The organism is Arthrobacter alpinus, from assembly GCF_001294625.1.
Classification (GTDB): domain Bacteria; phylum Actinomycetota; class Actinomycetes; order Actinomycetales; family Micrococcaceae; genus Specibacter; species Specibacter alpinus_A.
Window position 1 is genome coordinate 2,754,903 of record NZ_CP012677.1, and the last position, 13,504, is coordinate 2,768,406.

Annotated in this window: 12 protein-coding genes; 3 read left to right on the plus strand and 9 right to left on the minus strand. The window is 62.6% G+C overall.

Annotated elements, in window-relative coordinates:
* Positions 1–49 precede the first annotated feature (49 nt).
* The 4 genes from AOC05_RS12425 to galU all read right to left on the minus strand — a co-directional run bounded on the left by AOC05_RS12425 (position 50) and on the right by galU (position 3,496).
* Positions 50–853 (minus strand): SDR family oxidoreductase, encoded by an 804-nt coding sequence (locus tag AOC05_RS12425; protein ID WP_062007489.1) that lies wholly within the window; start codon positions 851–853, stop codon positions 50–52.
* 85 nt (positions 854–938) lie between these two features.
* Positions 939–1,742 (minus strand): hypothetical protein, encoded by an 804-nt coding sequence (locus AOC05_RS12430; RefSeq protein ID WP_062007490.1) that lies wholly within the window; start codon positions 1,740–1,742, stop codon positions 939–941.
* Positions 1,743–1,973: 231 nt separating this feature from the next.
* Entirely contained in the window at positions 1,974–2,588 is a 615-nt protein-coding gene (locus tag AOC05_RS12435) for a GNAT family N-acetyltransferase (RefSeq protein ID WP_062007491.1), read from the minus strand.
* 5 nt (positions 2,589–2,593) lie between these two features.
* Positions 2,594–3,496 (minus strand): UTP--glucose-1-phosphate uridylyltransferase GalU, encoded by a 903-nt coding sequence (gene galU, locus AOC05_RS12440; RefSeq protein WP_062007492.1) that lies wholly within the window; start codon positions 3,494–3,496, stop codon positions 2,594–2,596.
* An 87-nt stretch (positions 3,497–3,583) separates the two neighbouring features.
* On the opposite strand from galU, the gene AOC05_RS12445 reads away from it, so the two are divergent.
* The 3 genes from AOC05_RS12445 to AOC05_RS12455 all read left to right on the plus strand — a co-directional run bounded on the left by AOC05_RS12445 (position 3,584) and on the right by AOC05_RS12455 (position 5,479).
* A complete protein-coding gene (locus AOC05_RS12445) occupies positions 3,584–4,204 on the plus strand; it encodes a 5-formyltetrahydrofolate cyclo-ligase (protein ID WP_062007493.1) in 621 nt (206 codons plus the stop codon).
* A 104-nt stretch (positions 4,205–4,308) separates the two neighbouring features.
* Positions 4,309–4,650 (plus strand): FmdB family zinc ribbon protein, encoded by a 342-nt coding sequence (locus tag AOC05_RS12450; RefSeq protein ID WP_062007494.1) that lies wholly within the window; start codon positions 4,309–4,311, stop codon positions 4,648–4,650.
* A gap of 229 nt (positions 4,651–4,879) precedes the next feature.
* Entirely contained in the window at positions 4,880–5,479 is a 600-nt protein-coding gene (locus tag AOC05_RS12455; protein ID WP_062007495.1) for an RcpC/CpaB family pilus assembly protein, read from the plus strand.
* A gap of 34 nt (positions 5,480–5,513) precedes the next feature.
* Here the strand turns inward: AOC05_RS12455 and AOC05_RS12460 are convergent, their stop codons facing one another.
* The 5 genes from AOC05_RS12460 to AOC05_RS12480 form a co-directional block, all read right to left on the minus strand.
* On the minus strand, positions 5,514–6,035 hold the full coding sequence (locus tag AOC05_RS12460; protein ID WP_186760565.1) for a hypothetical protein: 522 nt from the start codon (positions 6,033–6,035) through the stop codon (positions 5,514–5,516).
* A gap of 14 nt (positions 6,036–6,049) precedes the next feature.
* Complete coding sequence (locus tag AOC05_RS12465) at positions 6,050–10,198, minus strand: DUF4011 domain-containing protein (protein ID WP_062007497.1); 4,149 nt, start codon at positions 10,196–10,198, stop codon at positions 6,050–6,052.
* A gap of 110 nt (positions 10,199–10,308) precedes the next feature.
* Positions 10,309–11,898 (minus strand): glutamine-hydrolyzing GMP synthase, encoded by a 1,590-nt coding sequence (gene guaA / locus AOC05_RS12470; RefSeq protein ID WP_062007498.1) that lies wholly within the window; start codon positions 11,896–11,898, stop codon positions 10,309–10,311.
* A gap of 91 nt (positions 11,899–11,989) precedes the next feature.
* Entirely contained in the window at positions 11,990–12,538 is a 549-nt protein-coding gene (locus tag AOC05_RS12475; protein ID WP_062007499.1) for a DUF3817 domain-containing protein, read from the minus strand.
* Between the two features lie 6 nt (positions 12,539–12,544).
* Entirely contained in the window at positions 12,545–13,336 is a 792-nt protein-coding gene (locus tag AOC05_RS12480) for an SURF1 family protein (RefSeq protein ID WP_231687110.1), read from the minus strand.
* Positions 13,337–13,504: the final 168 nt, after the last annotated feature.

Here is a 13,504-nt window from a genome sequence, read left to right on the forward strand (position 1 = left end):
ACTTCCCCCTGGGATCCCGTAGCCAACCCTTCCGTGGCCACCTCGGCAATTAGCCCGGCAACGACTGCCTCGCCTGCAACCAGTCATTGAACTCAACGGCCCCAACGGCCGCATCCGGCGCCAGGTTCTTCCCCGCCCGCAGGAACGTGCCAAACGCCCCCGGCAACGGCACAGATGTCACCATGCCGCGGCGGTGCGTCGCGGCTTTCCACTGCTCGGCGAGCTCGTTCATGGTCCAGACCGACGGCCCACCAGCTCTTCGAGAATGATGGGCCGCCGCGTCCGGGAGGAGTCCAGCAACGGCCTCGTCTAGCAAAATCCGGGCCACATCCGCCGTCGCAATCGGCTGGAAAGAGACCCCGGTAAACGCCGGGATCAAGCCCACCTTGGATCCGGCGGAAAACAGCCGGGCCACCAGATCGTGGAATTGCGTTGCGTAGATAACGGAGGCGGGAATGCCCACCGCCTCGTAGCTGCGGGCCCGCGCCGCCTGAACCTGGTAGTAGCCCATGGAGCACTCGGCGGCATTGAGGATGGTTAGCAGCACGCATCGCGTAATCCCGGCGCGGGTGGCGGCAGCCAGCACAGCAACAGTTGTCGCGGGCAAGGCCTTGAGGGAGGAACCAGTCCGGGCATCGAGTGTCTCAATGAGGGCATCGACGCCGGTCAACGCAGTCACCACATCCATTCCGGTCCGAAAATCCGCTGCCGTGTACTCCACTCCGGCAAGCCGCCGCTCATCAGAGGGAATACGCCGGCTGATTGAGCGCACCACGAACCCTCTACCCACGGCCTCGGCCACTACAGCCCGGCCCGCGGTGCCTGTTCCTCCAGCCACAGCAACAACTACCATTTTTCGAGACTACTCCGTGGCAGCGAAGAAGAGAATGACCGGGCCCCAGGGCCCGGTCATTGCAAAAACCATTCAGGGAAGACGATTACGCCCTGCGGCGCTGCAGCACGTCGTCGAGGTTGTTCAGGGCGTGGTTTGACTTGGCGGCCTTCACTGCCAGAACATGCTCCGACGATGAGACGTTCTTGCCGCCGGCCACAACAGCTGGAGCCGAGGTGGGGGCACCAATGCCGGCCTGGTCAGCCTTGATGGATGTTCCCGCCGACTTCGGCACTTCCGGAACAATCAATGCGGTGTCGCGGGAGGCCGCACGCGCTGCCGTCACGTACCCGGGGACTGGAACCTCCACCGGTTCCCAAGTTTCAGTCACCAGCTCGCCCTCGGCAAGTGTCTGTGTATGCGCCAACTTTGCGTCGGCGGTTCCCTTGGCCGCCACACGCAGCGCCGCGTTGCGCAGCTCCTCAGCTGTCAGGGGCTTTTGCGGGGAAGCAACAACGTCGGCTGACCCGCCGGCGGCACCGTCAAACAGCGCCGTCTCACGCTGTTCCCCAGCGAAACCGTCGGCGTTCGCAAAGTCCGAGTCCGACGTCGTACGCGCGGCATGGAAGGAAGCGGCCCGGCGGAGGTTTTTCTCACGCACAGCCAACGAACGCAGCCCCGCCAACACGGCGAAAAATACTATCAATCCTGTCCAGGCTAACGGCACCGACCCCACCTTGAACACGTTCAAGACCCCGGAGATGCCCGCGGTCAAGAGTGCCAGAAGGCCCACGACAGCCAGTGACGTCCGGCCCCAGCGGATATTCAGCGGGGCAGGGACGGTCGGGGGCATAACGGAGGACGGTTCCGGCTCCACATGAGTGTGGGCGTCGGAATTGATGCTTTCCATTGACGTCTCCTGCAACTGCTGAGTCTGGCGTGCCGGCTGCGGCGTGGCAGTGGTTAAAACTACCCAATAATGGTGGCGCCTCAGTGAGTGCCTCCACATTTCAACCTTAAACGTCAAACATGTCCGGAGCGGCATTACTGGCGGTGTGTCGCGAGGAGAGTGAAGATTTCGGCCAGGTTGCACGCCAAACCGGGCGCACCGGGGCTCCCCTAGACAAACCAGACGTATTGGCTAGCTCCGGGACAACCACCGGTGCAAGATCCCCTCCGGCACCTCTTCAGCAGTCAACGCGAAACTGCGGTGATCTGCCCACTCGCCGTTGATGTGCAGAAACCGGGGACGCATCCCCTCATCGCGGAATCCCAACTTTTCAACCACGCGAAGGCTGGGTCCGTTTTCCGGGCGGATGTTGATCTCCATCCGGTGCAGCCCCAACTGGTGGAAGCAGTGGTCAGTCGCCATGGCCACAGCAGTTGGCGCAATGCCCCGCCCCGCACGGTCCTTATCCACCCAGTAGCCCAGAGTAGCCATCATGGCTGACCCCCACACGATCGAGGAGACCGTCAGCTGCCCCACCATCACCGGCTTGGACTTCCCCGGAACTCGCTCCGTGATGACAAAGGGCAGAGCACTGGACGCGCGTGCCTGCTCATTCAGCGCCCGCACCATGGCGCCGAAAGTTGGCAGCTCACCCTGGTTGGCCGGGTTGCTTGCCTCCCACGGTTGCAGCCAGGCAGCATTGCGGGACCGCACCGCCGTCCACTCCGCTTTGTCACGATACTTCAGCGGGCGCAGGATCAAATCCCCGGATTCCAGGGTAACTGGCCAGATGGCCTGGCCCCACATGGAGGCTACTTCTGCATCCCGGCTGTGAACTCGCCCAGCCACTCGCGCAGATCGGTGCCCAACTCATCGTTGTCGCAGGCCAAGGTGACAACCGCTTTGAGATAGCTGAGCTTGTCACCGGTGTCATAACGGCGGCCTTTGAACACCACACCGTACACGCCACCGCCCTCGCCCTCGCGGGTCGCAAGAGTCTGCAGAGCATCGGTGAGTTGAATTTCCTCGCCTCGTCCCGGAGGGGTGTTTTCCAACACATCAAACACCGCCGGGTGCAGCACATAGCGGCCGATCACGGCCAGATTGGAGGGGGCCTCTTCCACGGCCGGCTTCTCTACCAGGTGGTTGACGCGAACATAGTCCTCGCCGTCAATGACCGTCATGTCGGCACACCCATAGGCTGAAATCTTGTCTCGAGGCACCTCGATCAACGCCACAACGGAGCCACCGGTACGGGCCTGGACGTCGATCATGGTGGTCAGTAGTTCGTCGCGTTCGTCAATTAAGTCATCACCGAGGAGCACCGCAAACGGCTCGTTGCCGACATGGATCTTGGCACGCAACACCGCATGCCCAAGACCCTTGGGATCGCCCTGGCGGACGTAGTGGATATCACCCAATTCGGTGGCATGCTGAACGGCAGCCAACCGTTCGGTGTCGCCCTTGGCCTCCAGCAGCTGCTCCGTGACGGGAACGCGGTCGAAGTGGTCTTCAAGGGCGCGCTTGTTCCGCCCGGTGATCATAAGGACGTCGGTCAGCCCCGCACTGACGGCCTCCTGCACCACATACTGGATGGCGGGCTTGTCCACCACGGGCAGCATTTCCTTGGGCATGGCCTTGGTTGCCGGCAGGAATCGGGTCCCCAACCCTGCCGCGGGGATTACAGCCTTGCGTACTCGCGAAACATCAGTCATGCTCCTAGACTAACTGAGCACGAAGCACTTTCGTCAGACACTGCTTCGGCGATGCGCAGATCACCCCTTGGATGGCAGGACTTGACTGTGGAACCCCTTTCCAAAATTCAGTGGCGTGCGCACCTTCGCGCCCAGCGCCTGTCAATGGACGACGGCGCCCGTCACCGTGCTGCTGAGGGCCTAGCCAGCGCTGGGCTTGAGTGGGTCTCGCTCGTGAGGTCCGGTCCGGCCCCGCTGACCATCTGCGCCTATGTTTCCGTCGGTCCTGAACCGTCAACCGCCTTGTTGCTGACTACGCTGTCGCAAGCCGGCGACCACGTTTTCGTCCCCGTGTGCCGGCCCGGCCACCAATTGTCCTGGGTGTCGTGGCATCCTGGCGTCCCGATGCAACGAAGCACACTGGCCCCCGTCATGGAACCGGTAGGTCGCCGCCACGCGTTCGCGGCTCTTGGGCCGGTTGCTGCGCTATTGCTGCCCGCCCTCGCCGTGGACACCTCGGGGGTGCGTCTCGGCCAGGGTGGCGGCTACTACGACCGGTTTTTAGCCTCCTTGCAAACCACTAAAAACGCTGGACTGCCCGGGGTCCCGGCGGCCGCCGTCGTCTACGACCACGAGGTTCTCGCCCCACACCAGCTCCCCCACGATGCCCTTGACCAGCCCGTCGACTACCTGCTGACACCGGACAACGTCAGGCCGGCCGCGAAATAAACCTGGCCCCGCCGTCGTTGTGCAGGGCAGTGATAGAATGAGCACTCGGGACCTTGGACTGCTAAGCAGTACGGTCCCGACGCATGTATCCAGGAGGAAACCCAGTGCCCACATACGCTTACGCCTGCAAAGATTGCGGCCACGCATTCGACATCCAGCAGTCGTTCAGTGACGATTCCCTGACCATCTGCCCGGAGTGCCGCGGCGCATTGCGCAAGAAGTTCAACTCCGTAGGCGTCGTCTTCAAGGGTTCCGGGTTCTACCGCACCGATTCACGCGCCGGAAGTAGCTCGGTCCCGGCCACGGGGACGGGCGAGTCCTCCAACAACGCCACCTCCAGCGAGAAGAGTGCGGCACCGGCAAGCGCTGGTGCTCCTGCCAGCAGCGCTCCGAACAAGGCTCCCGGCAAGACTCCGGAGAAGACACCCGCAAACGTCGGAAGCTAAATACATCCGCCCTCCACAGGGCATGCGCGCCACTGGGCTGTCCACATTCGGGGCTTTGCACCGTCACAAGGACGGCCCGCCGTTCTAGCGTTGGCCTATGAGGTTCTCTGGAAGTTCAGCAAACGCTCCGCCCACCACCCGCCCCATATGGCGGGGCTCGTCGTGGTCCCCGCGGCCCCTCACACCGTTTGAGAAACTTTCCCGCTGGGTAATCCGGAGGCGCCGCCTCATGGCTGCGATCCTGCTGTGTGCGGCATTTGCAATCGCCGTGCAGCAGCTGACCCCGGCCAGTCCCCTCACAAGCAAAGTCCTCGTGGCTACCCATGACCTTCCGGCTGGCCATACTTTGGCAGTGGCTGACCTGGTTGCGGCAGGTGTTAGCCCGGAAATGGTTCCCGACGGGAGCCTGGCCAACGTTGAGGCACCCCAAGCGTGGGCGGGACGGCAGGTCTCTGGTCCTGTTCGACGCGGAGAAGTCATGACGGATGCGGCGCTCGTCGGAGAGGAACTGCTGATCGGCGCTCCACCCGGTAGCCAGGCAGTGCCTTTGCGACTCACAGACCCCGCCACAGTTCAGCTGCTGCGCCAGGGCCAGCTGGTCAACGTCGTATTGAGCACCAGCACCGGACTGGACGAGCCAGCCAGCAACGAGGTGCTGGCCCGCTCAGTCCCAGTCCTCTGGACCCCGGCCCTTGCCACCTCCGGCAACGGCCTAAAGCCTGGCCCTGAGGCTGACGGACTGGTGGTGGTCGCGGCAACACCGGATCAAGCTGTACACCTAGCCGGTGCGTCAGCCAGAGGGAAGATCTTTCTGGTGATAGTTAAGTGACGCCCGTACGCCAAGGAGGGCAATGCCAGATCCACTATTTATTCCGGGATTCCTTGACTGCCGCAAAGTAAGCATTTGGCCCCGGAAGATAACACAGGAGCATGGCCAGTGCGCCAAACACCGTCTGCGCCAAGGTCGGGTACCCGGTGGGGTATTGCAGCCCCACGAGTTGGACAAGGGTCAGCAGAGCTAGGGCAGCGCCCAGCGTCCGCGCCCACGAACGCCCCTGCCCCACAAAATGGGCGATCACCAGATACGCACCGACAGTGACGATGCACGCCACAACCACTGTCACCACACTCGTGGAAACCATCATTTCCAGTTTGCTGGCCGGTTTACCGCTGGCGGCCAGTTGGGCCAACAAGCTCTCTCTGCGTGCATCGGAGGTTGCATAAACGGTGGCTATCACTGACGCCAGGGTCTGCATGAGCGCGGTGGCCCACAACAACACCACGGCGATACTGACCAGGCGTGGATGCGGCGGGCTTTCCGGTCCGTTTCGGAAGGAACTTCGCACCGAATTGCTGCTGCCAGGGAGATTCGGCTGCTTGGTCACGACGCCCTGCTCCCCTAGCCCCAATGTGGCGGCTTGTTCTCTTGCAACCATTCGTCATGGTCCTGGTTGCTGCCCTCATCCCCCCACGTGTGCGCCGCATCGTTCGGGGCCACCTTGGGCAGAACGTCCCCAGTGTCCGGCTTTGTTGCGGGCGTTTCCATAGGGTCGTCGTCGGAACTGGTCTTCGCTGGTTCGTTGCTTGTGGTCTTGCTCGGCTCGTTCACCGTGGTCACACTTTCTTCGCTTTCGGACTCAGCGCTTGCAGGCACAGCATTTGCCGGTTCTGAATCGTTTTTCCCGCCCGGGGCCGGCGTGCGGCGCCGGGAACGCGGAGAGTCAATAACAGCTGTCATGGAGGTGTCCAGGGACGCGCCAATCAAGGAAGTCAGTTCGGCATCGACCGAGGTGGAGGACAATCCCAAATAGCGGCCAATCTGGTCGGCGCAACTGGATGGGTCGGTAAAGACTTCAATGGTCCATAAGGGCACATAACGCCACCCGAGCCGCTCAAGCATCTCCGGGCGCAGACGGCTGCGTTCACGCACACTCATGCTTTGGTATTTCGCGGTGCCATCGGACTCAACGGCCACCGGGACGGGGATTTCATGTTCCTCCCGGCCCAATAAGGACACGGGATCAGGTGCGGCCACAATGTCCAGTGCGCCATCATAGTGATGCCAAACCCGGGCACCCCTGGCACGCAGCCGGTCGGCAAGGTCAGCCACCAACGGGTCCTCGCCGGCACGCTTTTCGCTGTCCTGGGCTCTCGAGGCAGGGGTGCCCAGAAGCGAGTTGCCAGCCAGTTCACGGTCCAGTAGTTCAAAGAAGTCAACGGCGCCATGACTGAGTCGTTGCTCATCCAGGTCCTCCGGCCGGAAACAGGTGATGATGTGAATGTGATTGCGGGCCCGGGTCATGGCCAGGGCGAACTTGGCCCGGCCGTCCGGCTCTGACAGCGGGCCAAAGCCGTGAAGCGCCCGCCCGTGGGGTGTCCGGCCATAGCCGAGCGAGAAGATGACCCTGTCCCTGACCAAGCCAGCCGCCCGGTCAATGGTGACAACCCGGAACGACTCCGGCCCCGACTCGAAGAAGCTGGCCAGCAGCGGGTGGTTGGCCATCTGCAGGCGAATGGCCTGGGCCACGCGGACAGCGTGCCGTTCGCTGGCCGAGATCACGGCCAACGATTCGCGCGGACGCACCCTGGCGTGCTCAAACACCATGTCCACCACTCGGTTGACCTCGGCCACCACGGATTCCACTCCGCCACTGCCCGCTCCGGGAAGGCCCTTGCCATCCGGGAGGTAGTCAACGGAGAGCGCCCGTTCCAAGCCTGTCACGGCCCGCCCGTCGGGCAGGCGCTGCAACTGTGAGTCATAGAATCCGCTGCTCAATTGCAGGACCAGGTCCTCGTCCACCGCACGGTAGGAAACAGTCAGGCGGTGGCGGGGCAGCACCCGGGACAGTGCGCCCAAGACGCTTTCCAGGGGGTGCTGTTGCGCTGACGGCTCCGGCCCATCCCCCACCGAAACATTGAAACTGCGGGGGCAGGCTGTTTGCTCGTCACCGAACGCGATGACCTGATCTGCCCTGGCCAGGGCAGGCAGCGCTGATTGTAGCGACGTGGATTCGGCGTCTAAGATGATGACGGCGTCGAATCGGAAGTTCGCCGGGATGACGGATGGCACCACCAAGGGGCTGGCGGTGAAGACCGGAACCAGGTTCTTGAGCAGGTCAGGTGCCTGGACGCCCAACGCATCCAAGGAGACCCTGCCGTCCTTGAGGACGTTGCGCAGCATTTCACCCTGCCGGTTGCGCCCGGACACCACCTCGCGCCACTCTTGGGCAAGTTTCCAGCGGATTCGTGCCGGGCCGGCGGCAACATGGGTCTGGTCAGCCAAACGGAATTCAGCCTCCAGACGGCGCAAGTTCTCACCATCTGACATTGCCAAATAGTCATCGCCACTGATCATCGCTTCAAGGGCCGACTGCCACCAAGCAAGTTCAAGCTCCGCGTTGGTCTCCCTGTGGCCAACCTCGCGCAGTGACAGGTCGTCCAAGAGCTCGCCGAGGCCTTGTTCACGCATGCTTTCAAGCAACAGGGTTCGCTCAGGCAGCGTCTCCAGCGACTCCTTGTCTTGGACCAATGCGTCCAGACGGCCCACGAGCTCGCCGTCGTTGAAGTTCACCAGGTCCCCACCGTCGACGGTGCGTTCCAGAATGGCGCCGAGGGCGGTAAGTTTCTCGTCCAAATCCTTGTAGCTGCGGTTCAGCTCGGCCAGGCCGGCAGGCACCGTGGGGTGCCGTTTGCTGGTGGCCGCCTGTGCCCACAGGGAGCTTTGTTCGTTGACCAGCACCAAGGACTCATGCAGGTCGGCGATGTGGACACCTGGGCGCACAAAGTCCTTGGCATTGCGGCGATACCGGGCACGCTGCAGGGCGGGCATGTCGATGCCATGTTCGCGGCGCCACGCGGTGGTGGCTGTGGCGGCAATCATCTCATCGATGGGCCAGTCAAAAACATCGGACTTGAACTTGTCCAGGCTTTCCCTGATAGCCACCAGCATGCTCAGCTGGCGTCCCCACTGGGCAAAAGTGTTGCCGTGGCGGATCTGCCCAAAATCGGCAACCTCGCGCATCTTCGCGGCAAAGACGGGAACCTGTTCAAACAGGGTCTGTGCCAGACCGTAGGCCGCTTCAGTTTCCTTGCGGGTGACCATGCGAGCCCCGTGCCAGGCACTGCTGACGGCAACTTGGCTGAACGCGCCAAGCTCTGCGGCGCGGCGCAGGCGGCCGCTGAGGTCCCCACGGTCCCGGACGTTGTCCAGGACGCTGCGTTTGAGCCTGACGGTGGTGGCAGGTGCCGGGTGGATGGAGGTCAGCTCCGCCAAAGACTGCATGGCCTGGTAGGGCGAGCAACCCCAGCGTTCACGCACGTTGTGCAGGCTGGCAACATGGTCCACGAGCTGGTGACGGTGGTCCACCAGTGTTGAAAACAAGCTGCCGAGCTGCGGTTCCGTGGCCTTTTCATTGCGGGTGATCGACCTGATCAGTTGGGACTTGATCTGCTGCGGACCGGTCTGGGCGCTCAGTTGGAGCAGCAAGGAATCCAGATCCATCTCACCGAGTTTTTGGGCCAGCTCGTTCAACGTACTGCGGCGTTCCCCCACCACCAGCACACTCTTGCCGTCGTGGACCAGCTCGGCAATGGCGTTGATGGCCGTCTGCGTCTGGCCCGTTCCGGGAGGTGTTGAGACCAGCACGGACTTGCCCGTGCGGATCAGGTCCAGCACATATTGCTGTTGCGGATCGGCGTCACGCACAAGGATTTCGTCCTCGGGGAGGCGGTCATCGAGTGCCGTGAACTTGGAATAGTCAGATTCGAGCTCCACCGGGAGGACGTCGTCGCCGCTGTGCCGTTGCAGATTCTCCAACAGCTCCGACCCCGCCAGCAGGGCGGGGTCGCGAAGGTTCTCCGCCAGGAAGGCGAACGATGAGACCAAGAGTTCGTGCTCCACCGTGGCACCCTCCAGGGGGGCCAAAAGTGTGCGGAGCTTGTCCAGGACCGGCACCGGGTCAAAGCGCGCGGTGCTGTACGCAAGCCGGCCCAGGGCCGCGGCGTCGACCCGGATATTGGCGTGCACTTTCAGGTGCTCTACGAGCGCCGGGTTCACCTGCGCCTGCTCCATGAGCTGGAGTTCATAGTCGTCTTGCCCCGCCCGCACGGTCAGTGCGACGCCGGCCAGCAGCACGGGTGCACAGACCTCGCCACGCTCTTGCGCCCCGGTCCTGGACCACCGGGCGAGACCGGCGGCCAGGTAGCCGACGTCGATCCCGCGATCCGTGCTCAACTCAAAAATCTTGGCACGCAGCGAGGCAGCCGCACGCTTGGCGGAGGTGTAGTGCTCGGGTTCCCGGATGAGCGTGGACAAGCGGGTTTTCCGGCCGGCCAGCAACTGCGCCAGCCCGGAAGGGTGCGCATGCGTGAGGTCGATGCAGCCTGCATCGTTCTTCACGAAGGCCAGGGCAGTGTCCACTCCAGCATAGGTATCCAAGCCTGCAAGCCATGTTTGGAGCTCGGCGGAGCTCTCAGCGGGACTCACAACTTCGGACACGGTTGCCTTCTTCTCTGCATTTGAGCGGAACGGTCTTGACCATACTGACATGCATTTTAGGCTATCTCGCTCAGCCCGAAAATGCCCGAACGGCACACTGGGGAGCACCAAAAAAGCCAGAAATCAGGCTAGTTCGGTACTCCCCAGTGTGTTGGTGGCTGTTACTCCCACTCAATGGTTCCCGGCGGCTTGGAGGTGACGTCCAAAACAACCCGGTTGACACCTTCAACCTCGTTGGTGATCCGGTTGGAGATCTTCGCCAGCAGATCGTACGGCAGGCGCGACCAGTCGGCGGTCATGGCGTCCTCCGAGGACACCGGACGCAGCACGATCGGGTGGCCGTAGGTGCGGCCGTCGCCCATGACGCCAACGCTGCGCACATCCGCAAGCAGCACCACCGGCATCTGCCACACCTCGTTGTCCAGGCCGGCTGCGGTCAGCTCGGCACGGGCAATGGCGTCCGCCTTGCGCAAGAGCTCAAGACGTTCGCCGGTGATTTCACCAACGATCCGGATTCCCAAGCCGGGGCCGGGGAACGGCTGGCGTCCGACGATCTCGGGAGGCAGGCCCAACTCGGCACCCACCGCTCGAACCTCGTCCTTGAACAATGCACGCAGGGGCTCAACAAGCTCAAAGCGCAGGTCCTCGGGCAGTCCGCCAACGTTGTGGTGACTCTTGATGTTGGCGGCGCCTTCACCACCGCCGGATTCCACTACGTCGGGGTAGAGGGTGCCTTGGACCAGGAACTTGATCTCCTCGCCCTCGGAAGCAGCCTCGGCCATGATGGCGCGTTCGGCTTCTTCGAAGGCGCGGATGAATTCGCGGCCGATGATCTTGCGCTTGGTCTCCGGGTCGGAGACACCCCCAAGGGCGTTCAGGAAGCGGTCCTGTTCGTTGGCAACGTACAGCTTCGCGCCGGTGGATGCCACGAAGTCGAGTTCCACCTGCTCGGCCTCGCCGGCACGGAGCAAACCGTGGTTGACGAACACGCAGGTGAGCTGGTCGCCCACTGCCCGCTGCACCAGGGCAGCGGCAACAGCGGAGTCAACGCCGCCGGAGAGGCCGCAAATAACCTTGGCGTCGCCGATCTGAGCCTTGATGCGGTCAACCTGCTCGTCCAGGATGGATGTGGCGGTCCAGTTCTTTTCCAGCTTGGCGCCGTTGAACAAGAAGTTCTCCAACACCTTCTGGCCGAACTCCGAGTGCTTGACCTCGGGGTGCCACTGCACACCGAAGAGGCACTTTTCCTCGTTCGCGAACGCGGCAACGGGTGCGCCGGCAGAGGACGCGAGGACGTCAAAGCCCTCGGGGGCGCTCTGCACGCTGTCGCCGTGGCTCATCCACGTGGTTTGTGCTGCGGGGGTGGACGCCAGAATGGAACGGCTTTCGCCGACCAAGGTGACATCGGTTGCGCCATACTCGCGCGATCCCGTCTCGGCAACGGTGCCACCGAGGGCTGCAGCCATGGCTTGGAAGCCATAGCAAATGCCCAGAACCGGGATGCCGGCTTCAAAAAGGTCTGCACCGACGTTGGGCGCACCCTCCGCGTAGACACTTGAGGGTCCACCGGAGAGGATGATGGCAGCTGGGTTTTTAGCCAGCAGCTGCTCAGTTGTATAGGTATGCGGCACGATTTCCGAGTACACATTGGCCTCACGCACACGGCGCGCAATCAACTGGGCGTACTGGGCACCGTAGTCCACAACCAGGACGGGCTTCTGGGAAGTCTGGGCCGTAGCGGGATTAGTCACGCTTCAATCTTAACCCACTACGCCAGCGCGTGGCCCCGGCAGGGTCCTTTGCGTGAGCAGAGCCTCAAATCCCAGCGTCTGAGGCCAACAGTTAGTACCTTTTGCCGGCCTTGGGATTTGCCGCAACCTCCGCCAGGACTTCTTTGTGGACCCGGCCTTCCACGATGAATGACAGGAACGGGACCACCCCGCCCAAAGCGATCAGGACCAGCTTGCCAAACGGCCAGCGCATGAGGGTCCAGAGCCGGAAGTCGGCAATCAGGTACACCACGTACATCCAGCCGTGCACAATGAGCACCATGGTGGACAAGTTGAAGCCGCCGGTGATGGCCATGACGCCGCCGTCAATATTGACCATGCCCAACCCGTGTGCGGCGCCTGTTGTGGAGTCGGTGCCACCGGCCACCAGGACGCTGTGGAAGCCGTAACGCAGCACCAGTTCAGCAACGAGCAGCAACAGCATGGTGCCCGTCGCGTAGGCCAACACCTTGTAGAACTTCAACGCCCCCAGAATCTGTGCAGGGGTTCCACCGAAACGTCGTTTTGGCTCGGTCTTGGCGCTGGTGCTTTCGCTTGTTGCGCCCGAGGGCGCTGCTGTCTCCGAGGGGTTCTGCGGCCCGGCGGTGTTGTTATCGGTCACTTTGCTTCACTTTCCTAAGTCTGGGTTTAACGCATCGTCTTCGTCGTCGTGGCCCACGTCGAAGAGCTCGTCTTGGGCCCGGCGGTAGTCGTCGGCCACCAGGCGCCACCACAGGAAGACGGCGAATCCGGCAAACACTACCCACTCGATGGAGTAGAAAATGTTCAGCCAGTTGATTTTGTTATTCTGGTCAGTGGCTGTGACGGTGATGGGAATCAGGCTGCCGTGGCTGGCACTTGCTCCAACATCGGCACCGTCAACCTGTTCCTGGAACGAGACCACAAACGCGGCGTACGTGGTGGTGTCCCAGAGGTTGGTCAGTTCTGCCGAGGACAGTGCACCGATCTGGCCGGCAGGGAGGTTCTTGGCAAGGACGGGCCCTTCCGAATTGAGCAACCGACCTTCAAGGGTCAGCGTGCCCGACGGCGGCGTTTGAGCCTGACCCGGATCAGCGATCCAGCCGCGAGCCACGGGGATCACCACCTCCTCGGTGGCGGTCACCCCTGTCAGCTTCGGTGCGCCGTCAACCACGAACGCCGTGACAACCCAATAGCCAACCTCGCCCTCCTGCACACGGGACTGCACAATGACCTGCTTGCTCGCGTCAAAATGGCCTGTTGCGCTAATCAGCTGGCCTTCCGCGGACCCCAGCAGCGGTTCGCCAGGCTGCAAAGTTTCCAGCAACGGTTGCACCTTCTCCGTGACGGAAGGAGGGGCCACATCCTTCTCCAGGGAACGCGAAAACTGCCACTGACTCAGCAAGACAAAGACGGCAGCAACAGCCAGCGCAAATACCAAGGCTGCGATCCATTTTGGTTTTACGGCAGTTTTCAACACCCTCTAACGGTACTTCGTAACCATGTAGAACAACGAATGCGCCCACAGCAGACGGAACTCTCTGAAGGACCCGACGCGAGCGTTGGGAGGGCGTGTTGGGCCCACGCGCGCCAGGTTCCCATATCGAAT

What these genes read in the sequence shown, in the direction of transcription:
- AOC05_RS12425 (WP_062007489.1), bottom strand. Translation starts at nt 853, where the DNA reads ATGGTAGTTGTTGCTGTGGCTGGAGGAACAGGCACCGCGGGCCGGGCT.
- AOC05_RS12430 (WP_062007490.1), bottom strand. Translation starts at nt 1,742, where the DNA reads ATGGAAAGCATCAATTCCGACGCCCACACTCATGTGGAGCCGGAACCG.
- AOC05_RS12435 (WP_062007491.1), bottom strand. Translation starts at nt 2,588, where the DNA reads ATGTGGGGCCAGGCCATCTGGCCAGTTACCCTGGAATCCGGGGATTTG.
- galU (WP_062007492.1), bottom strand. Translation starts at nt 3,496, where the DNA reads ATGACTGATGTTTCGCGAGTACGCAAGGCTGTAATCCCCGCGGCAGGG.
- AOC05_RS12455 (WP_062007495.1), top strand. Translation starts at nt 4,880, where the DNA reads ATGGCTGCGATCCTGCTGTGTGCGGCATTTGCAATCGCCGTGCAGCAG.
- AOC05_RS12465 (WP_062007497.1), bottom strand. Translation starts at nt 10,198, where the DNA reads ATGTCAGTATGGTCAAGACCGTTCCGCTCAAATGCAGAGAAGAAGGCA.